The sequence below is a fragment of the Pseudomonas sp. PSPC2-3 genome, from assembly GCF_049898265.1.
In the GTDB taxonomy this organism is placed as follows: domain Bacteria; phylum Pseudomonadota; class Gammaproteobacteria; order Pseudomonadales; family Pseudomonadaceae; genus Aquipseudomonas; species Aquipseudomonas veronii.
Window position 1 is genome coordinate 649890 of the sequence record NZ_JAFCXJ010000002.1, and the last position, 18606, is coordinate 668495.

The following is an 18606-nucleotide window of genomic DNA, read 5'->3' on the forward strand; positions in this document are numbered from 1 at the left end:
CCCAGATCCAATGTGGGAGGGAGCTTGCTCCCGATGAGGCCGGCACAGTCACCGTTATATCGACTGACACACCGCTATCGGGAGCAAGTCAAATCGTCGCACCGCCCCTCCCACAGTTGACTGCATTCCAACCCGCACACTGCGTTACCCCAATAAAAAAATGCCTGCCCACAGGCCCTGCTCCACCGTATCGCCCTTGCCGCTCCTGCCAATAACTAAACCAGGGAGTCACCCCATGCAGCGTCGTACGTTATTGAAAGCCAGCCTCACCCTCGCTTCCGCCCTGAGCCTGCCGCTGAGCGTGCGCTCGGCATTCGCCGCCGAGCCTTTTACCTTTTACGGCCTCAAGTCCATGTCTGGCGCCTTTGCCAGTTATGGCAAGTTCGCCGACATGGGTTCGCGCCTGGCGGTGGCGCAGCACCCCGAGATTCTTGGGCGCCCGCTGAACTACAAGGTCATCGACACCGAAGGCAACGCGGGCAAGGCGGTGCGCAAGGTACAGGAAGCGATTGCGCAGGACGGCGCGCGGTTCTTCCAGGGCTGCACCCTGTCGTCGTCGGCGCTGGCGGTGGCCAAGGAAGTCGACAAGGCCGGCGGCGTGTTCATGACCCCGGTGGGTGCCGATGAGGTCACCGGCAAAGACTGCAACCACGCGACCTTCCGCTGGTCGGTGCCGACCTACGGCGCGATCCGCGAAACCCTGGTGCCGCTGATCAAGCTGCTGCCGGACGCCAAGCGCTGGTACACCATCACCCCGCAATACGTGTTCGGCGAAGCCTTGCTCGAAGGCGCCAAAAACGTGCTCAAGGAACATGGCCTGGAACACGTCGGCAACAGCTACCACTCGCTGCAGGAGCAGGAATTCTCCGGCTACCTGACCAACGCCATCGCCACCAAGCCCGACGTGCTGGTGCTGCTCAACTTCGGCAGCCAGTCGTCCAACACCCTGCGCCAGGCGGTCAACTTCGGCATCAAGGAGCGCATGAAAGTGCTGCTGGTGTGGTCTGCCGGCCTCGACCAGTTCCAGGAACTGGGCAGCGATGTGCTCGAAGGCGTGTACCTCGGCGCGCAGTACTGGCACCAGGTCGACAGCCCGCTCAACCGCGAACTGGTCAAGCTGACCCAGGCCAAGTACGGCATCAACCCCACTTACCCGCTGGCCGCCGACTACATCAGCACCAAGGTCATGCTGGACACCATCATCGCCACCGGCAGCTTCGACGGGCCGACCGTGGCCAAGGCCATGCAGGGCCTGAGTTTCGAGGGCCCCACCGGCAAGGAGTCGATCCGTGCCGGCGACCACCAGGTAATCAAGGATTACTACCTGCTGATCGGCAAGGCCGCCGCCGACATGGCCGACAAGGACGACCTGGCCAAGGTGCTCAGCGCCGGCCAGTCATTCCCGCCGGTCGAGGCCACGGGCTGCACGCTCGGCTGACCCCCTGACTATTTGCACCGCAGGGCCGCGCGAGCGGCTTCCTGCCGAGGGTTCCTGCATGCTCAATCTTTACCTGTTCCAGATACTCAATGGCCTTGGCCTGGGGATGATCTACTTCCTGATCGCGGTCGGGCTGACGATCATTTTCGGCCTGCTCAACTTCGTCAACTTCGCCCACGGTGCGTTCTTCCTGCTGGGCGCCTACATCTGCTACACCGCCGTGAGCCTCACCGGCAGCTTCTGGCTGGCGCTGCTGCTGGCACCGCTGGTGGTGGCCGCGCTGGCGTGGGTGATCGAGCGCTTGCTGATCCAGCGGATTTATCACTTGCCGCACATGTTCCAGATCCTGGTGACGCTGGGGATCGCGCTGATCATCCAGGAAGCCAGCGTGATGATCTGGGGCCCGGTGGGCAAAAGCGTCGCCGTGCCGGAACTGCTGCGCGGGGTGCTGGTGCTGGGCGATTTCGTCTATCCCTATTACCGCCTGTTCCTCATCGTATTTTCCGGGCTGGTGGGCCTGGGCCTGTGGCTGCTGCTGGAACGCACGCGCTTCGGCGCACTGGTGCGCGCCGGCAGCGAGAGCACCGAAACCGTGTCGCTGCTGGGCACGAATATCTTCCGCCTGTTCTCCATGACCTTTGCCCTCGGCGTCGGCCTGGCCGGCATGGCCGGCGTACTGTTCGCGCCGTTGCGCGGTGCCCAGCCCTTTGTCGGACCGGAAATTCTCGGGATCGCCTTTGTGGTTGTCGTCATCGGCGGCATGGGCTCGTTCAGCGGTGCGCTGGTCGGCGGTTTGCTGGTGGGCGTGGTGCAAAGCCTGATGACCACACTCTGGCCCCAGGGTGCGAGCCTGATGATCTACGGCGCAATGGCCGTGGTGATTCTGGTCCGCCCCTACGGCCTGTTCGGGAGAGCCTGACATGAGCGAGAAAAATCCCCTGCCGTTCGCCAAGACCCAATCCAAAGCGATGTTGCTGTGGGTGCTGGCAGTGCTGATCGGCCTGCCGCTGGTCCTGCCCTCGGCGACCCTGGCCAGCGAGATCCTGATCTTTGCCATGGCCGCCCTGGCCTGCAACCTGTTGCTCGGCTACACCGGGCTGTTGTCGTTCGGCCAAGGCATCTTCTTTGGGGCCGGTGCGTACTGCGCGGCGCTGCTGATGATCCACCTGCAACTGGGTCTGTTCAGCGCACTGCTCGGCGCTGCCGTGGCCGGCGGCTTTCTGGCGCTGCTGGTGGGTGCCCTGGCGATCCGCCGCACCGGCATCTACTTCGTCATGCTGACGCTCGCGTTCAGCCAGATGGCGTATTTCGTCGCCTACACCCTGAGCGACTGGACCGGCGGCGACAACGGCCTGCTCAGCGTGCCGCGCCCGGAGATCCGCATCGGCGACAGCGTGTTGCTGTCGTTGGCCGACGCCCGCGCGTTCTACGGTTTTGTCGCGGTGCTGTTCCTGCTGATCTTTATCGGCGCACGCCGCGTCATCGCCTCGCCATTCGGCAGCACGCTGATGGCGATCCGCGAAAACGAAACCCGTGCCTCGGCCATCGGCTATGACACGCGCCACTTCAAGATCCTGGTGTTCGTGCTGTCCGGCGCGGTCACCGGGATTGCCGGGGCGCTGTACGCCATGTTGCTGCACTTTGTGCCGCTGTCGAATATCGACCTGGCGATGTCCGAGAACATCCTGATCATGACCATCGTCGGCGGCACCGGCTCGCTGTTCGGTTCGTTGCTGGGCGCCGGTTCCATCGTGCTGCTGGGGGATTTCCTCTCCGACCTGTGGCCGCGCTGGCTGATGCTGCTGGGGGTGATCCTGATCCTGGTGGTGATCTTCATGCGCGGTGGTTTGTGGGGCGGCCTGGCGTCGCTGTTCGAGAAAGTGCGCGGCCGCCGCAAGGCCGTCGTCGTCGCCAAGGAGCAAGGGCTATGAGCATCCTGTTGGAAACCAAGAACCTGGAGCTGGCCTATGGCGCGTTCCATGCGGTCAACGGCGTCAACCTGAAGGTCGCGGCCGGCACCATCCACACCATCATCGGCCCCAACGGCGCGGGCAAGACCAGCCTGTTCCACTGCCTGACCGGCGAACGCCAGGCCACCGCCGGGGCGATCCATTTCGACGGCCAGCCACTGATGCGCAAACCGGCCCACGCCCGCGTCGGCCTCGGTATGGCGCGTTCGTTCCAGCTCACCAGCCTGTTCCAGAACCTCAGCGTGCGCGAAAACCTGCGCCTGGCCGCCCAAGGTCGCGACGGTGCGCGCGCCTTGAATTTCTGGCGTCGGGTCGAGAGCAAGCGCGAACACCTGGAGATGGCCGACCAGGTGCTCGAACGCCTGCAACTCACGGCCCGCGCCGCGACCCTGGCCGGCGAGTTGTCCCATGGCCAGCAACGGGTGCTGGAGGTGGGCATGTCGATCTGTTCCAAGCCGAAACTGTTGATGCTCGACGAGCCCACCTCGGGCATGGGCATCGATGACATCCCGATCATGACTCAACTGATCAGCGACCTGGGCCGCGACCACACGGTGCTGCTGATCGAACACAACATGAGCATCGTCATGTCCATCAGCCAGCGCATCACGGTGATGAGCCACGGCCAGATCCTGGTGGAAGGCACGCCGGAGTTCGTGCGCGCCGATGAACGTGTGCGAACGGCTTATCTTGGGGAGGCTGCCTGATGCTGATCGTCGAGAATATCCATTCCTACTACGACAAGAGCCACGTGCTCGAAGGCGTGTCGCTGACCGTCAACCCCGGCGAACTGGTGACCCTGCTCGGCCGCAACGGCGCCGGCAAGACCACCACGCTGCGCAGCATCCTCGGCATCATCTGCCCGCGCCAGGGCCAGATCCACTTCAACGGCCAGGCGCTGGTGGGCCAGAAGATCTTTGAAATCGCACGCCAGGGGTTGGCGTTGGTGCCGGAGAACCGCGGGATCTTCCGCCTGCTCACCGTCGAGGAAAACCTGCGCATCGCCGCGCGCAAGAGCAGCCGCTGGCAACTCGAAGACGTCTACGGCATGTTCCCGCGCCTCAAGGAGCGACGCAAAAACGCCGGCCACGCGCTCTCCGGCGGCGAGCAACAGATGCTCGCCATCGCCCGCGCCCTGCTCAACGATCCCAAGCTGCTGATCCTCGACGAACCCACCGAAGGCCTGGCCCCGGTGATCGTCGACGAGTTGGTGAAGATCCTGCGCAAGGTCAAGGACGACGGCCTGCCGGTGCTGCTGGTGGAACAGAACCTGATGGTCTGCGACAAGCTCGCCGACCGCCATTACGTGCTCGAACAGGGCCGCGTGGTGTACGAGGGCAGCGCGCAAGCCTTCCGCGCCGACCCGACGATCAAGAACCGCTACCTGGCCCTGAGTGCCTGACCGGAGTTCGAAGATGAATAGCTTTGCACAACCGCTCCAGAGCAACGCCCCGCTGATCAACCGCGACCGCCTGTGGCAATCGCTGATGGACCTGGCCCGACTCGGCGCCACCGTCAAAGGCGGCGTGTGCCGCCTGGCCCTCACCGACCTCGACCGCCAGGCCCGCGACCTGTTCGTGCAGTGGTGCGAGGCGGCCGGGTGCAGTGTCAGCGTCGACGCCATCGGCAATATTTTTGCCCGGCGCCCAGGGCGCAATCCCGCCCTGCCGCCGGTGATGACCGGCAGCCACATCGACACCCAGCCCACCGGCGGCAAGTTCGACGGTTGCTTCGGGGTGATGGCCGGCCTGGAAGTGATCCGCACCCTCAGTGATTTGAAGATCGAAACCGAAGCGCCGATCGAGGTGGTGGTATGGACCAATGAAGAAGGCTCGCGCTTCCCGCCGTGCATGATGGGGTCCGGGGTGTTCGCCGGGAAGTTCGACTTGCAGGACACCTTGGACAAGCAGGACGACCAGGGCCTGTCGGTGGGCGCCGAATTGCGGCGCATCGGTTATGCCGGTTCGCGTGCGGTGCTCGGCCATCCGGTCGGTGCGTATTTCGAGGCGCATATCGAACAAGGCCCGGTGCTGGAAGACCGCGCCACCACCATCGGCGTGGTGATGGGCTGCCTGGGCCAGAAGTGGTTCGACCTGACCCTCACCGGCGTCGAAGCCCACGCCGGCCCGACGCCGATGCACCTGCGCAAGGACGCCCTGGTCGGCGCCGCCGAGGTGGTCAGCGCGGTCAACCGCATCGCACATCAACAGCAACCCCACGCCTGCGGCACGGTCGGCTGCCTGAGCCTGCGCCCCGGCTCGCGCAATGTGATTCCGGGCCAGGTCCAGATGACCATCGACCTGCGCCATCTGCATGCCGACAAGCTGCAGGCCATGGTCGATGAAGTGCGCAGCGTGATCGAAGCCAGCGCCGCACGCCACGGCCTGACGTTCGAGTTGACCGCTACCGCCGACTTCCCGCCGCTGGACTTCCACCCGGCCTGCGTCAACGCCGTGCGCGACGCCGCCGACGCCTTGGGCCTGAGTCATATGGACATCGTCAGCGGCGCCGGGCACGACGCGATTTTCGTCGCCGAACTGGGCCCGGCCGGGATGATTTTTGTGCCATGCGAAGGCGGCATCAGCCACAACGAAATCGAGAACGCCGCACCGGATGATCTGGCGGCAGGTTGCGCGGTGTTGCTGCGCGCCATGGTCAATGCGGCACAGGGGGATCAGGCATGAGTGAGATCGGCCAACTGACGGCGGTGCAACTGCTGCAGCATTTTCGTGACAAGAGCTTGTCGCCGGTGGAAGTCACCGAAGACGCGCTGTTGCGCATCGAGCGCTATAACCCGCTGGTCAATGCCTATTGCCATGTCGATGCCGAGGGCGCACTCAACGCCGCACGCGCCTCGCAAGCGCGCTGGTTGAAAGGCGCACCCTGCGGTGCGCTGGATGGCGTACCGGCGTCGATCAAGGACCTCACGCTGACCCTCGGCATGCCCACGCGCAAGGGCTCGCGCACCACCTCGGCCGAGGGCCCGTGGGACGTGGACGCGCCCTTCCCGGCGTTTATGCGCAAGGCCGGTGCGGTGCTGCTGGGCAAGACCACCACCCCGGAATTCGGCTGGAAAGGCGTCACCGACAACCCGCTGTACGGCATCACCCGCAACCCGTGGGACACGCGCATGACCACCGGCGGTTCCTCCGGCGGCGCGGGCGCGGCGGCTGCGCTGAACCTGGGGGTGTTGCACCAAGGCAGCGATGCCGGCGGCTCGATCCGCATTCCCTGTGCGTTTACCGGCACCTTCGGGATCAAGCCGACCTTCGGCTATGTGCCGCAGTGGCCGGCCAGTTCGATGACGATCCTGTCGCACCTGGGGCCGATGACCCGCACCGTGGAAGACAGCGTCTTGATGCTGCAAACCGTCGCACAACCGGATGCGCGAGACGGCTTGATCGGCGCGCCAAGGACCACGCCCTGGTTGTCGGAGACCGTGGACTTGAAGGGTCTGCGCATTGCCTACAGCCCCACCTTCGGCTACGTCGATGTCGACCCGCAGGTGGCCAAAGTGGTCGCCCGGGCTGTGGCGGGCCTGGTGCAGTTGGGCGCCCATGTCGAACAGATCGACCCGGGTTTCAGCGACCCGCAGGAGGTGTTCAACACCTTATGGGCGGCCGGCGCGGCCCGCCTGACCGGCCCGATGAGCGAGGCGCAAAAACAGCTGCTCGACCCCGGTCTGCTGCGTATCGCGCAACGCGGTGAGGGCCTGAGCCTGGACGATTTCAGCGCGGCCCTGGAAGCACGGGCAGCCCTGGTGGCGCGGATGGCGGCGTTCCATGAGCACTACGATGTGCTGGTGTCGCCGATGATGCCGATCACCGCGTTCGAGGCCGGGCACAACGTGCCGCCAGGCTCCGGGATGCAGGAATGGATGGAGTGGACACCGTTCACCTACCCCTTCAACCTGACCCAGCAACCGGCAGCGTCGGTGCCGTGCGGGTTGGCGGCGAATGGCTTGCCGGTGGGGTTGCACGTGGTGGCGGCGCGGTTTGCCGATGAGACGGTGTTGCGGGTTTGCCAGGCATATGCAAAGGCATTCCCTACCGCCCCCCTGCCAGCCCCGATCACCGGAACAGCGTAGATCCAACCCAACGGTGCGGGGGGCTTGCTCCCGATTGCAGTGTGTCAGTTGACTGATCGGGTTCTGGCACACCCCCATCGGGAGCAAGCCCCCTCCCACAGTTCTTGAGCGCATTCCACTACAATAGGCCCCCAATCATCCCCGGGGGCTTCATGGACATCGAACTGGCACGCACTTTCCTCGAAATCACCCGCTGCGGCAGCCTGGCCGCGGCGGCCGAGAAACTGCACGTCACCCAGACCGCCATCACCGCACGCGTGAAGAACCTCGAAAGCCAGCTGGACAGCACGCTGTTTGTGCGCAACCGCGCCGGTGCGCGACTGACCGCCGACGGCGAGGCCTTTGTGGTGTACGCCAACCAGCTGCTGCAAACCTGGGAAGCCGCGCGCCGCGACCTGCCATTGCCCGAGGGCTATCGCAATGTGCTGCATATCGGCGGTGAGGTCAGCCTGTGCAACCCGTTGATGCTCGGCTGGGCCCAGGCCTTGCGCGAACATATCCCAGGCTATGCGCTGCGCACGGAAATCCGTGAGGGCGAATACCTGCTGCGCCAATTGGAACTGGGTGTGCTCGACGCCGCGCTGGTGTTCCAGCCGCAGTACTGGCCAGGTTTGCAGGTGGAGCAGGTGCTGGAAGAAAAGCTGATCCTGGTGCAACTGGTGAGCAAGCCGGGCCCGTATGTGTACATCGACTGGGGCCCGGGGTTTCGCCAGCAGCATGACGCCGCGCTGCCCGACAAGGCCCGCGCCGCGCTGAGTTTCAACCTCGGGCCCTTGGCGCTGCAGTACATTCTGGAGAACGGCGGTGCCGGATATTTCCGTACCCGAGTGGTGCAAAGCTACCTCGACAGCGGCGTGATGCAACGCGCGCCCAAGGCGCCGGAGTTCAGCTTCCCGACGTTCCTGGTGTACTCACGGGCGCGGGATTCGGCCGTGTTGCAGCAGGCGCTGGAGTTGCTGCGCGGTGTGGTCAAGGCGGAAAGCGACTGGTCGCAACGCTGGGACCCGCTGATTTGAATGTTCACGCCTGAGCCCGTCCTATTACGGGCTCGCCTATTGGAGCAAAAACTCGCACATTCGCCACCGCCCGAGAGCATGGCACGCGTGCCGTTGAAACTGGCGCTGACGCCATAATGCAAAAAGGGCATACAGGCGCTCGGCCTGTATGCCCTGGGTACTACCGGTTTACTGCATCAGCTCTTGGTGCTGCTGAGCAGCGTCTGTTTGCACAAGTGGCCGAAGCTGACGTACTCGACATTGTCACCACCGACACCGATGCCCGGATACTCCAGTACTTCCATGCGCCACACGCCGTAGTTAAAGTCGCTGCGCCAGGTGTTTTTGTAGCCCTGGGCATAATCGACAAAGGTGGTCTGGAAATCACCGGAGCACGTGCCCACGTTGATCGTGCCGCCGGCTTGACCCGAGCTGTCGGTGGCTGCCGAGTAGGCCTTGTAGACGATATTGCCGGTGTCCGGGTTGATATGCTGATCGAGATACACAATCGGATGCAGCCCTACCAGCGGCGCACCGGTGCTGTCCGACAGGCCCATGGTCCAAGTCAGATCGCGATAGGCTTGGGTGGTCATGTAGCCATAGCCCACATTGGAAGCGGAGGACGGGATGCGCAACACATTCGCCTCGCCTTTCACATCAGGGCTGTTCACCCGCGGGCTGGAACCCAGCGACAGGTTGTATTTGCCCGTCGCGCTCCACGGTTCGTTCGGGTGCTGGTTCGGACGCACGCGCACTTTGACCACCCCTCCGACGCCAGGGCTCGGGATCGAGGTCGATAGCACATTCGCGCCCACGGTGACCCACTGCGCGCCATCGAAACGCTCCAGTATCCATTTGCCCCGCGCGCTGCCGCTGGCGGCGTCGGCAGTCAATGCGATCCCCACGCTCTGGCCACGTACTGCGGTGAAGTCGAAGTAATCAACGTCATCGAGACTGTCGGCATTGCCACTGATGTAGTTCAGCGTGTCAGGCAGTTTGAAGGCGGTGTCCGGCGTGTCATTGGGTTCGAAGGCGTCGAGGTTGGTATCGACCGCCACACCGAACTGAAAGCCCGCCCCCTGGACCGCCGCGTTGGCTTCCATGAACCAGTAGTAATCACCGGCCGGCACCACGCCGCCAAGGCTCTCATCAGCGGTGCCCGGGTTATTGGAGGTGCCCAAGGGCAGCGGATTGCCCTGGCCGTCGTCCTGGAACAAGGTCAACGACATGTCGGTGCCCGCCGTCTGGCTGACCAGCAGAGCGTTGATCCGGGCCTTCTTCGGCAGGTTGAAGTGGTAGCACAGCAAATCGCCGGTTTGCACGCCGGTGATCGTATAGAGCGCGTTGACATCCAGCGTGGTTTCACAGCCCTGAACCAGCGCCGCCTGCACTGCAGCAGCCTGTTTGGCAGTGGCTTTCTGTACTTGGGTGACGGGGGCCGGCGCGGTGTTGTCTTCCACCACCGAATCGGCCTCGGCCTTCGCGACGAATACCGCTTTCTTCGACTGAGCGTCTGCCCGCAGTTGCTGTTTCAGCGCCGTGGGAGCCTTGTTGGCGGCGATTTTTGCACCGGATTTCAACGCCTGTTTGACGTTGGGTTGAAGCGCTTGCGCAGCCAGGTGAGGGTATTGCTCGGCCAGGGCGAAGGCCGAAACGAAGCAGGAGGCCGCCATGGCTGCACCCAGCATAAGGTTTTTTTTCGATTTCATTTTTTATCCATCCATAGTTAAAAACTGAAGGTCAGGTGACATCCGGTCACCTGGGATGGACTGTAGGATATTACTGTATATATGTACAGTATTTTTTGAAAGGAATGCAGTGCCTTTCAGATGATGACGTTGCACCACCTGCGCCAAACCGACCAAACCACCGTTGCGATGGCCCAAATGAACGCAAGGTAATAGGGCCACAACACCCAACGTTTGAGCGCTAAAGGAATAGACGCCAGTTCGGCTTCGGTCACAAGACCGGCTTTCACATGGCGTTTAGAGTCTGCAAGGTATTCAAAAATCAGCATCATGCGATATTGTCTGTCGATCCACTGGTTTCGTCGCCAAAAGCGCTTGTTGTTGCGAACTTCTTCGTTTTCACTGAAGTAACTTTCCAACTCGTCGAGTTTTGTATATTCGGCAAATAGCATAAGTCCCAAGATGACAAACATTCCAAAAAACCAAACAATGGTATAGGCGAGAAAAAAATCCATGGTTAAGCCCCCTCTGGCTGGAATATCAAATCACCAATGAAGTTGGCGTCGAAATATAGGCAATCGAATACTGTCCGGACACAAGCCCTAGGGGGCTCAATCACATTTAGGAAGTTGCCTACACAGAAGAAGATCAGTGCCTACAGAAAGTGCTAATACCTGGTCATCTCCAGAGCCCCTTAAACCTCACCGACCCTTCCAGTACGGAATAATCAGGTTCACCCAGGTGGCGGTGAAGACAGGTGAGCTACCATCGGTACCAAATGCCCCAAACGACTGATGCGATCAGCCAAATAAAAGAAAGACGATACGGCCAAAGTGCCCAACGCTTGAGGGATATCGGGATTGAAGCCAGCTCTGCCTCAGTCACATCGCCCCTCTTTACATGCAGTTTGGGCATTCCTAACAATTGATTGATCAGGAGCATGCGCTGAAACCTGTCGATCCGCATATTTCTTCCCCAAAAACGTTTGTTATCGCAAACCAGCTTGTTTTCACTGAAGTAGCTTTCCAACACTTCGAGCTTTTTGCACTCTGCGTATAACATAAGTCCCACGCCAACCAGAGCGCCTATAAACAGTAAAATACTAAAGACGAGAAAAAGATCCATAGTCAGGCCCCCTCTGGTTGAAAGATAAAAACACCATCGTTCTCTATGATCTTTCCGCCGAGAAACCCCACCTTCAAACTGCACCGGCCCTTGCCAGTACGGAATATCCAGGCCTTCGAGTTGACAGCTTCAGTTATGGACAGCGGCGTTGTGCAGGGTTTGGGTTGACCTTCGCGGTCGTTCCAGGTGCCGGTGAAGTAACCCGTACTGTCCTTTTTCCTTACGCGAAACAGCATCAACTGCTCAGGTGTAGGAAAACGAGCGACCACTAGAGCCAAGTGCACCAATAGCCCCAGCTAATAGCCAAAATCATCGCAAGGCGATATGGCCACACGGCCCAACGCTTAAGTGATAACGGAACGCAGGCCAACTCTTCCTCAGTCACAAGACCTTCTTTCACGTAGCGTTTTGGCATTAGCAGGATATCAATCATCAGGCCCATGCGATGAAATCCGCCGAACCGTGGGCTTGGCCCCCAGAGTTGCTTACGTTTACGAACCTCTGCGTTTTCACTGAAGTAACTTTCCAGCTCGTCGAGTTTTGTACGTTTGGCAAAAAGCATCAGTCCCAGGACGACGAACGTCCCAATGGACATTACAAGGGTGTAAGCAGGAAAAAACGACATCGTTAAACTCCCTCCCTCGTTCAAATTGGAATGTTGCACCACCTGCGCCAAACCGACCAAACGACCGTTGCGATAGCCCAAATGAACGCAAGGTAATAGGGCCACAACACCCAACGTTTGAGCGCTAAAGGAATAGACGCGAGTTCGGCTTCGGTCACAAGACCGGCTTTCACATGGCGTTTAGAGTCTGCAAGGTATTCAAAAATCAGCATCATGCGATATTGTCTGTCGATCCACTGGTTTCGTCGCCAAAAACGCTTATTGTTGCGAACTTCTTCGTTTTCACTGAAGTAACTTTCCAACTCATCTAGTTTTGTATATTCGGCAAATAGCAACAGTCCCAAGACGACAGACATCCCAACAAACAACACAATGGAATAGACGAGAAAAAAATCCATGGTTAAGCCCCCTCCGGCTGGAATATCAAATCACCATCGATCTCTAGGATCTTTCCACCCAGAAACGCACCCTCATCGCCAAATTCACTACTTCCGACATACCCTCCAGCAGCGCCTCCAATAATTTCGCACGCCAATGCACCGCGTCCTTTCAAAGCAATACCCAGAAACATGTTGCATGTACGACGAGCTGCTTTCGCCCCGACTGTTCCAAGAACAGCTCCCCCCTTAACCCCACCCGCCAACCTCCCCATCTCCACATACTTCGCCCGCCGACACTGCGCCTCCCGCCCCACCATACACGCCTCCTTGATCTCCAAACCCGCTGCGCCCACATCCAGCGCCAGCCCAACATAAGTGCCCTTGCCCAACCACTTCGACGTCTGCGAAATCGCCTTCAAGCGCTGTGCATACCCGGCGATCTCGCCCTTATTCAGATAGCTTTTGGTTGAAATCCCCAGCACCTTCTTCAGCGATTGATTGCCGCGCAACCCCGTGCCAAATCGGGCGGCACCGCGCAGTTGCGTACCCAGCAGCGCCAGCAGCACTTGGCGCTGGCGGATAAACGCCTGGCGATCCAACCCGCCGGCTTTCAGGCGTTGATGCAGACGCTCGATTTCCTCCAACGTGTTCACGACTTCATCCAGGTGCCGCGACCACGCCGATGTCGCACTGCCGATACCTATCGAGCCATACGTCAGAAGGCTCTGCAGCAGGTCGTAGTTATCGATCATCGTCTGTGCAGCCGCAGCGTCCAGCTCCAGGTTGCGATCAATTTCCTCGGCATAACGCACCCACCAGGATTCATTCCAGGAGCAACTGACGCTCTCTGTGTCTGGAACAATCACCATCCGCCCCGGAATCACCCACCCGCGGCGCAGGTGATGATTCAACACATCAAAATGGTCAGAGTGCTGGCGGCTCATGCCGTGGCCCATCAGCCAGGTTTTCAAACTGCTGTAGCTGATTGGCTTGTCGTTGATGTATCCCCGCGCCATGCCTTACATCCTTGATGCGATGAAGTTGGCGTCGAAATATAAGCAAGCAAACACCGCCCCGGCACAAGTCCGAGGGGGCTAAATCACATTTGGGAAGTTGCCTACGCAGAAGAGGATCAGCACCTACAGAAAAGTGCTAATACCCGGTCATCTCCAGATACCCAACCCCGCCTTCAAACTGCACCGGTCCTTCCCAGTACGGAATATTCAGGTTCATCCAGGCCTTCGGGTTGACGGCATCGGTGGTGATATCCAGCTGCTTGCCGGGAATTTTCAGCGACCAGCGTGTGGGGATACGTCGCCCGTCGATGTCAGTGCTGGCCAGTGGCGTAAGTTGGATATCGGCGTTGTGCAGGGTTTGGGTATGGCCCTCGCGGTCGATCCAGGTGCCGGTGAGATAACCCGTGCCGTCCTTTTGCCTTACGCGAAACAGCATCAACTGCTCGCCACGGTCCAGGTGCAGGGAAAACCAGTCCCAGCCGGTCTGGCCGGCGGCCAGGGGTTGGCTGCTCCACTCGCGGTCGAGCCAGGCCGGGCCCGTGACCTGGTAGACCTTGCCGTCGAGGCTGACGCTGCCGTTGGCGGTGAAAAACGGCTGGCTGTAGTAGTACGAGGCCTGGCCTTGGTCGGACTTGCGGCTGTAGCCGTTGTCACCTTGCAGCACCAACGGGCGACTGGACGTCAGTTGCAAGTCGTAGGCGAATTGCGGGCCGCTGGCCTTGAGCTGCATGTCCGCCAAAGGGCCGGCGGCGCCTGGGCGGGTGGCGAAGCTCCAGTCATCGATCCACGCGCTGAACGGCGCGGCCTGGGCCCCGGCCTGGCCGACGCCGCCACGGGCGTAGCGCTCGGCGGCGTAGTGCCGGGTGGCCGAGGTGACGGCGGCGTGGCCGAGCCAGATCGTTGAGTCGTGCCAGCCCGGTTGCGTCGGCCCGGCCTTGAGGGCATTGCGAAACAAGGTCCATTGCACGCCGAACACATGGCCCTGGGCGTCTTGCAGGTTGGCGGTGACGTACCACCACTCGATGCGAAAACCGGCGTGAGGGCCGTGGTCCTCGGGAAAAGCGAAGACCTTGCCGGGCACCACCTGGGCAAAATCCGCCGCATCACTGCCCAGGCCGGCGAAACTTTCCTCGGGCGCAGGGGCTTTGTCACAGCCGCTCACCAGCACCAGAGCGAGGCACAGCAGCGCCTTAATCTTCATGGGCAAACGTCCTCAACAAATCCGCCGGGCGACTGCGGTACAACTGCCACAGCGGCCACGCCGACGCCAGCAACGTGGCCAGCAACGCCAGCCCCAGTAGTTGCGCCAGCTGCCAGGGAAAAATATGCAACGGCAGGCGCCAGCCAAATGCCTGCACATTGATCACCGCATCCAGGCACCACGCCAACAGCAACCCCAAGGGCAACGCCAGCAGCAGCGTCAGCACCGCGAGCAGCCAGGTCTGTCCCAGGTTGAGCAGCATCAATTGCCGGCGCGTCACGCCCAATGCCCACAGCGGGGCGAGTTGGCCGAGGCGGCTTTGGCTCTGGGTCAGCAGGCTGATGAACAGCGCCACGCCCGCCACGCCCAGCGTCAGGCTGTTCAAGGCGGCGGTGGCGGCAAAGGTGCGTTCGAACACTTGGCTCGACCAGCCCTTGAGGGTCTGTTGGTCAACGATACGGCTGTCGTCCAGGGTGAACTCGCGCTGCACCTCATGCACCAGCGGCACCACGTTTTGCGGCAGTACGCGCAGGTTGAAGCGCGCCGGCGACAGCGTCGGCCAATGCGCCAACAGGTGCTGCGCATTGACCAGCACGTGGCCCTTGGGGTTGCCATAGTCGGCGTAGATCCCCACCACCTGGGGCGACCACACACCCTCGGGCGTGGGGATGTTGACGGCGTCGCCCACTTGCACATTCAAGCGCCGCGCCAGTTGCTCGCTGAGCATCAGCGTGTCACTGCGCAGCAACTGGTCCCACGGCGCGCTCACGGCTTCGAGCAACGGCCAATGCTGGCGATAGGTCGGCGCGTCGACCACGCCAAACACATCCGCCGGCCAGCCCTGTAATTGCACGGCGACCTGCCAGGTAGGCAGCACCGCCTGCACCAGCGGTTGTTGCGTGAGCCAGGTATTCAACCGGTCGGCCTGGGCCGGGGTGCTTGGGTTGAGGTACAGCTCGGCGGTGAGGCGTTGTTCCAGCCAATTGCTGAAGGTCAGGCGAAAACCCGAGGTCATGGAACCCGCGCCGATGTTGGCCGCCAGCGCCAACAGCAACGCCATCAGCGCCAGGCTCAAGGCCGGCAACTGTTGGCGGCAGTCGGCGAGAAACCACTGCCCGAGCACCGAGCGGCTGCGTCCCAGCAGCGCTTTCAACAGCGCATTGAGCAGCACCGGCAGCCCCAACGCGGCACCGAGCAGCAAGGCCGCCATCAGCACAAATCCGGCAGCCAGGCTGTTACCCCACCATAGCGCCAACAGCGCGATCAGCAGCGCCGCACTCGCCACCCGGCCCTGACGCCGCAACCAGCGCCCATGGGCCTCATGCCAGGCCTGGGGGTTGGCCAGCGCCAGCAACGGCAAGCGCGCCGCGCGCCACACACTGCCGGCCCCGGCGAGCAACGCCCCGAGCAGGCTCAGGCCCAACCCGGCGAGCCACCACCACGGGCTGAGGCTCAACTGCCCCGGCACTTCAGCGCCGTACAGGCCGCGCAGGCTGGCGGCCACATCCGGCAGCAAGACACTGGCGAGCACATAGCCGCTGGCGACACCGAGCACACCGCCAAGCAGGGCCAGGGCGCCCAGTTCCATGCCCAGGCCGAGGAGCAACATCCGCCCGCTGACCCCGCAAGCACGCAAGGTGCGCAGCAGCCCGCGCCGCTGTTCCAGGGCCAGGCCGATGGCGGCATGGACGATAAACAGCCCGACCACAAAGGATAAAAAACCCAGCGCATCCAGGTTCAGGTGAAAGCTTTCGGTGAGGCGCGCGAGGTTATTGTCCTGCGCCTGTTTGAGTTGCAGTCCGGCCGGCGGCGTGGGATGGGTGGCGGCGAACGATGTGTCGAGCAACAACCGCGACAGGCGCCCCGGCATGTCCAGCAACGGTTGGGCAAAACCGATGTCGGTCAGCAACAGGCCGGGGGCCATGTCCGCTTGAACCTGCAACGGCGGCAAGGCTTGCCCGCTGGCCGTCAGCGGCCGTTCACCGGCCTGCAACCCCAGCGCCTGCAAGGTGTGTGGGGCGATCCAGGTGCGCCCCGGCGGGTCGAAGAACGCGACCATTTGCGCCTGGCTCAAGCGCTGCCCCGCCACCGCGCCGCTGCCGGGCAGCGACACCGGATCGATGCCCATCAATTGCAGGCGCCGGTCCTCATGCCCCTTGAGCTGCACCCGCCCTTGCACCACCGGCGACACCGGCCAGCCGGCGCGGCGCAACTGGGCAAACAGCGCCTGGGGGAAGCTGGCACCGTCGGGCATGCTGAGGCTGGCCTGGGGTTCGCCGCCGATCAACTGGCTGGCTCGGGCGTAGCTGTCCCGCGCCTGGCTGTTGAGCGCTTGCACCCCGGTCAGCAGCGCGGTGGCCAGCCACAGCCCGGTCAGCACACTGAAAAACTGCACGGGGTGGCGCCGCCAGTGGCTGAGCAACGCGCGTAAAGTCCAATAGAGCACCGCCATCTCAGCCGACGTCCGCAGGCAGGACGTGGCCGCGGTGCAACACCACCTGCCGGTCGAGCCGTGCGGCAATGCGCGGGCTGTGAGTGACCATCAACAAGCTGGTGGGGGTGTCGCGCAACAGGTCCAGCAGCAGTTGCAGCACTTCATCGCTGGTGGCCTCATCCAGATTGCCCGTCGGTTCGTCCGCCAGCAGCAAGCCGGGTCGAGACGCCAGCGCCCGCCCCACCGCCACCCGTTGCTGCTGGCCGCCGGAGAGTTGTTCCGGGTAGCGCTTGAGCAGATCCCCCAGGCCCAGACGCTCGACCAACTGCGCTTGCCAGTGCGGATCAAAGCGCCCCGCCAGGCGCGCCTGGAACGCCAGGTTGTCGTCGACGCGCAAGCTGCCGATCAGGTTGAACTGCTGGAACACCAGGCCGATCTCAGTGCGCCGCCAATCGGCCAACTGCCGCTCGCTCATCTGATCCAGACGCTGCTCACCCACGCGGATACTGCCGCCGTCGACACGATCCAAGCCGGCCACCAGGTGCAGCAGCGTGCTTTTCCCGCTGCCGGACTCGCCCATCAGCGCCAGGCTGCCACCCTCCGCCAAGTGCAGATCAACCCCGGCCAATACCGTCAGCGGGCCCTGCGCAGTGACGTAGCATTTATGGACACCTTGCACCTGCAACATGGGAACGCTCGCTCGCCAATGGACTGCAATCGAGGATAACGGCTGACCGCCCTCGCCACGCAAATTTTTCACATACATTTCACCGGTTACCTACCGACCACCGAATAAAGTGCCGAACAAGCGCCAATAACGCTCAACTTATTAGTTGTCGGCACACATAACTTTTAACGCTCCAGTTTTCAGCAAAAAGACAGCAACCGTATGACAGGCTCTTGCTCCACTACGGGCACAGTCAAACGGTTGTGCCTGACTAATAAAAAGCTGCCTGACATCCCACGGTGAATAGTGTGGTTAACCTGACCCTGACCAAACCGCGTTCGTATCAAGCTCGGGCAAAACGCCTGAAAAAACTCTGGCTGGGCACGGCAGCGCTCGCCCTGTGCGGCACATTGCTGGCAGGTTTGCTGGCCTGGCCTGTATCGCCACCGGACCTGAGTACGGCCAATCGCCTGCTGACGTCAGGCCTGCTGGCCAATTGGCGCGACGGCAATCTGGTGGTGCTGGTCCGCCATGAAGAACGCTGCGACCGTTCCTCCAATCCTTGCTTCGGCCCCGCCGATGGCCTGACGATCAAAGGCACCCAACAGGCCGTCGAAATCGGCAAAGCCTTCAAAATACTGGGCATGGAGGGTACAGACGTGTTCAGCAGCCCGACCACCCGCACTGCCCAGACCTCGCTGTTCATGTTTGGCAAGACCGAACTGTCGCCAAGCCAGCTATCGATCTGCGGCGATGCCATGGGTGAGGAAATCCTCAGCCACAAGCAACCCGGGCACAACTTTATGCTGATTACCCACAGCGCCTGCATCAGCGACATCGAACGGGACCTCGGCTATCCTCACGCCAAATCCACCGAATACGGCAGCGCGTTATTCGTCAAGGTGCTGGGCAACGGCAAGCTCAAGGCCGTGGGCATTATAAACAGCGAAGACTGGCCAGAGGCGCTCAAGCAACTTTAG

At 61.9% G+C, this 18606-nt stretch carries 19 protein-coding genes; 9 read left to right on the plus strand and 10 right to left on the minus strand.

All coding sequences use genetic code 11. The features are described from left to right. Positions 1 to 235: 235 nt before the first annotated feature. The 8 genes from ACP7E3_RS06850 (at position 236) to ACP7E3_RS06885 (ending at position 8511) form a co-directional block, all read left to right on the plus strand. Entirely contained in the window at positions 236 to 1438 is a 1203-nt protein-coding gene (locus ACP7E3_RS06850) for an ABC transporter substrate-binding protein (RefSeq protein WP_046382794.1), read from the plus strand. 58 nt (positions 1439 to 1496) lie between these two features. Then, positions 1497 to 2357 (plus strand): branched-chain amino acid ABC transporter permease, encoded by an 861-nt coding sequence (locus ACP7E3_RS06855; protein WP_046382793.1) that lies wholly within the window; start codon positions 1497 to 1499, stop codon positions 2355 to 2357. A gap of 1 nt (position 2358) precedes the next feature. Continuing rightward, positions 2359 to 3369, plus strand: coding sequence for a branched-chain amino acid ABC transporter permease (locus ACP7E3_RS06860; protein ID WP_046382792.1), 1011 nt, complete (start codon positions 2359 to 2361; stop codon positions 3367 to 3369). Continuing rightward, positions 3366 to 4115 (plus strand): ABC transporter ATP-binding protein, encoded by a 750-nt coding sequence (locus ACP7E3_RS06865; RefSeq protein WP_017847518.1) that lies wholly within the window; start codon positions 3366 to 3368, stop codon positions 4113 to 4115. The genes ACP7E3_RS06860 and ACP7E3_RS06865 overlap by 4 nt, the downstream gene beginning before the upstream one ends. Next, a complete protein-coding gene (locus ACP7E3_RS06870; protein WP_017847519.1) occupies positions 4115 to 4810 on the plus strand; it encodes an ABC transporter ATP-binding protein in 696 nt (231 codons plus the stop codon). Before ACP7E3_RS06865 ends, ACP7E3_RS06870 begins: the two co-directional genes overlap by 1 nt. 13 nt (positions 4811 to 4823) lie before the next feature. Then, the gene (locus tag ACP7E3_RS06875; RefSeq protein WP_426122657.1) at positions 4824 to 6092 is read left to right on the plus strand and encodes a Zn-dependent hydrolase; all 1269 of its coding nucleotides are present in this window, start codon (positions 4824 to 4826) and stop codon (positions 6090 to 6092) included. Continuing rightward, positions 6089 to 7495, plus strand: coding sequence for an amidase (locus ACP7E3_RS06880; RefSeq protein WP_288082027.1), 1407 nt, complete (start codon positions 6089 to 6091; stop codon positions 7493 to 7495). The genes ACP7E3_RS06875 and ACP7E3_RS06880 overlap by 4 nt, the downstream gene beginning before the upstream one ends. Positions 7496 to 7647: 152 nt before the next feature. Continuing rightward, positions 7648 to 8511 carry a LysR family transcriptional regulator gene (locus ACP7E3_RS06885; protein WP_017847522.1) on the plus strand — a complete coding sequence of 288 codons (864 nt, stop codon included), beginning with the start codon at positions 7648 to 7650 and terminating at the stop codon, positions 8509 to 8511. Positions 8512 to 8687: 176 nt separating this feature from the next. On the opposite strand, the gene ACP7E3_RS06890 is transcribed toward ACP7E3_RS06885, so the two are convergent. The 10 genes from ACP7E3_RS06890 to ACP7E3_RS06935 form a co-directional block, all read right to left on the minus strand. Continuing rightward, entirely contained in the window at positions 8688 to 10199 is a 1512-nt protein-coding gene (locus tag ACP7E3_RS06890) for a hypothetical protein (RefSeq protein ID WP_426122660.1), read from the minus strand. Positions 10200 to 10315: 116 nt separating this feature from the next. Next, entirely contained in the window at positions 10316 to 10693 is a 378-nt protein-coding gene (locus tag ACP7E3_RS06895) for a hypothetical protein (RefSeq protein ID WP_108525011.1), read from the minus strand. A gap of 247 nt (positions 10694 to 10940) precedes the next feature. Further along, a complete protein-coding gene (locus ACP7E3_RS06900) occupies positions 10941 to 11303 on the minus strand; it encodes a hypothetical protein (RefSeq protein ID WP_108525009.1) in 363 nt (120 codons plus the stop codon). Positions 11304 to 11305: 2 nt separating this feature from the next. Beyond that, positions 11306 to 11539, minus strand: coding sequence for a hypothetical protein (locus ACP7E3_RS06905; RefSeq protein WP_108525007.1), 234 nt, complete (start codon positions 11537 to 11539; stop codon positions 11306 to 11308). 32 nt (positions 11540 to 11571) lie between these two features. Continuing rightward, positions 11572 to 11928: a hypothetical protein gene (locus ACP7E3_RS06910; RefSeq protein WP_108525005.1), complete on the minus strand. Its 357-nt coding sequence runs from the start codon at positions 11926 to 11928 to the stop codon at positions 11572 to 11574. Positions 11929 to 11948: 20 nt separating this feature from the next. Further along, positions 11949 to 12326, minus strand: coding sequence for a hypothetical protein (locus ACP7E3_RS06915; RefSeq protein ID WP_104902814.1), 378 nt, complete (start codon positions 12324 to 12326; stop codon positions 11949 to 11951). Between the two features lie 2 nt (positions 12327 to 12328). Next, positions 12329 to 13324, minus strand: a complete 996-nt coding sequence (locus ACP7E3_RS06920; RefSeq protein WP_108525003.1) for a hypothetical protein — start codon at positions 13322 to 13324, stop codon at positions 12329 to 12331. A gap of 136 nt (positions 13325 to 13460) precedes the next feature. Next, on the minus strand, positions 13461 to 14525 hold the full coding sequence (locus tag ACP7E3_RS06925) for a lipocalin-like domain-containing protein (RefSeq protein ID WP_108525001.1): 1065 nt from the start codon (positions 14523 to 14525) through the stop codon (positions 13461 to 13463). Further along, positions 14515 to 16977: an FtsX-like permease family protein gene (locus ACP7E3_RS06930; protein ID WP_426122665.1), complete on the minus strand. Its 2463-nt coding sequence runs from the start codon at positions 16975 to 16977 to the stop codon at positions 14515 to 14517. The genes ACP7E3_RS06925 and ACP7E3_RS06930 overlap by 11 nt, the downstream gene beginning before the upstream one ends. Before the next feature lies 1 nt (position 16978). After that, positions 16979 to 17647 (minus strand): ABC transporter ATP-binding protein, encoded by a 669-nt coding sequence (locus ACP7E3_RS06935; protein ID WP_057005614.1) that lies wholly within the window; start codon positions 17645 to 17647, stop codon positions 16979 to 16981. Between the two features lie 278 nt (positions 17648 to 17925). Here ACP7E3_RS06935 and ACP7E3_RS06940 point away from each other — a divergent pair, with 278 nt between their 5' ends. Beyond that, entirely contained in the window at positions 17926 to 18606 is a 681-nt protein-coding gene (locus ACP7E3_RS06940) for an Ais protein (protein ID WP_057005615.1), read from the plus strand.

Excerpts from the sequence above, each read along its gene's own strand:
- ACP7E3_RS06900 (WP_108525009.1), bottom strand. The coding sequence starts at position 11,303 with ATGGATCTTTTTCTCGTCTTTAGTATTTTACTGTTTATAGGCGCTCTG.
- ACP7E3_RS06865 (WP_017847518.1), top strand. The coding sequence starts at position 3,366 with ATGAGCATCCTGTTGGAAACCAAGAACCTGGAGCTGGCCTATGGCGCG.
- ACP7E3_RS06885 (WP_017847522.1), top strand. The coding sequence starts at position 7,648 with ATGGACATCGAACTGGCACGCACTTTCCTCGAAATCACCCGCTGCGGC.
- ACP7E3_RS06905 (WP_108525007.1), bottom strand. The coding sequence starts at position 11,539 with ATGCTGTTTCGCGTAAGGAAAAAGGACAGTACGGGTTACTTCACCGGC.
- ACP7E3_RS06870 (WP_017847519.1), top strand. The coding sequence starts at position 4,115 with ATGCTGATCGTCGAGAATATCCATTCCTACTACGACAAGAGCCACGTG.
- ACP7E3_RS06875 (WP_426122657.1), top strand. The coding sequence starts at position 4,824 with ATGAATAGCTTTGCACAACCGCTCCAGAGCAACGCCCCGCTGATCAAC.
- ACP7E3_RS06910 (WP_108525005.1), bottom strand. The coding sequence starts at position 11,928 with ATGTCGTTTTTTCCTGCTTACACCCTTGTAATGTCCATTGGGACGTTC.
- ACP7E3_RS06920 (WP_108525003.1), bottom strand. The coding sequence starts at position 13,324 with ATGGCGCGGGGATACATCAACGACAAGCCAATCAGCTACAGCAGTTTG.
- ACP7E3_RS06935 (WP_057005614.1), bottom strand. The coding sequence starts at position 17,647 with ATGTTGCAGGTGCAAGGTGTCCATAAATGCTACGTCACTGCGCAGGGC.
- ACP7E3_RS06880 (WP_288082027.1), top strand. The coding sequence starts at position 6,089 with ATGAGTGAGATCGGCCAACTGACGGCGGTGCAACTGCTGCAGCATTTT.
- ACP7E3_RS06895 (WP_108525011.1), bottom strand. The coding sequence starts at position 10,693 with ATGGATTTTTTTCTCGCCTATACCATTGTTTGGTTTTTTGGAATGTTT.
- ACP7E3_RS06855 (WP_046382793.1), top strand. The coding sequence starts at position 1,497 with ATGCTCAATCTTTACCTGTTCCAGATACTCAATGGCCTTGGCCTGGGG.
- ACP7E3_RS06915 (WP_104902814.1), bottom strand. The coding sequence starts at position 12,326 with ATGGATTTTTTTCTCGTCTATTCCATTGTGTTGTTTGTTGGGATGTCT.
- ACP7E3_RS06930 (WP_426122665.1), bottom strand. The coding sequence starts at position 16,977 with ATGGCGGTGCTCTATTGGACTTTACGCGCGTTGCTCAGCCACTGGCGG.
- ACP7E3_RS06890 (WP_426122660.1), bottom strand. The coding sequence starts at position 10,199 with ATGAAATCGAAAAAAAACCTTATGCTGGGTGCAGCCATGGCGGCCTCC.
- ACP7E3_RS06850 (WP_046382794.1), top strand. The coding sequence starts at position 236 with ATGCAGCGTCGTACGTTATTGAAAGCCAGCCTCACCCTCGCTTCCGCC.
- ACP7E3_RS06860 (WP_046382792.1), top strand. The coding sequence starts at position 2,359 with ATGAGCGAGAAAAATCCCCTGCCGTTCGCCAAGACCCAATCCAAAGCG.
- ACP7E3_RS06925 (WP_108525001.1), bottom strand. The coding sequence starts at position 14,525 with ATGAAGATTAAGGCGCTGCTGTGCCTCGCTCTGGTGCTGGTGAGCGGC.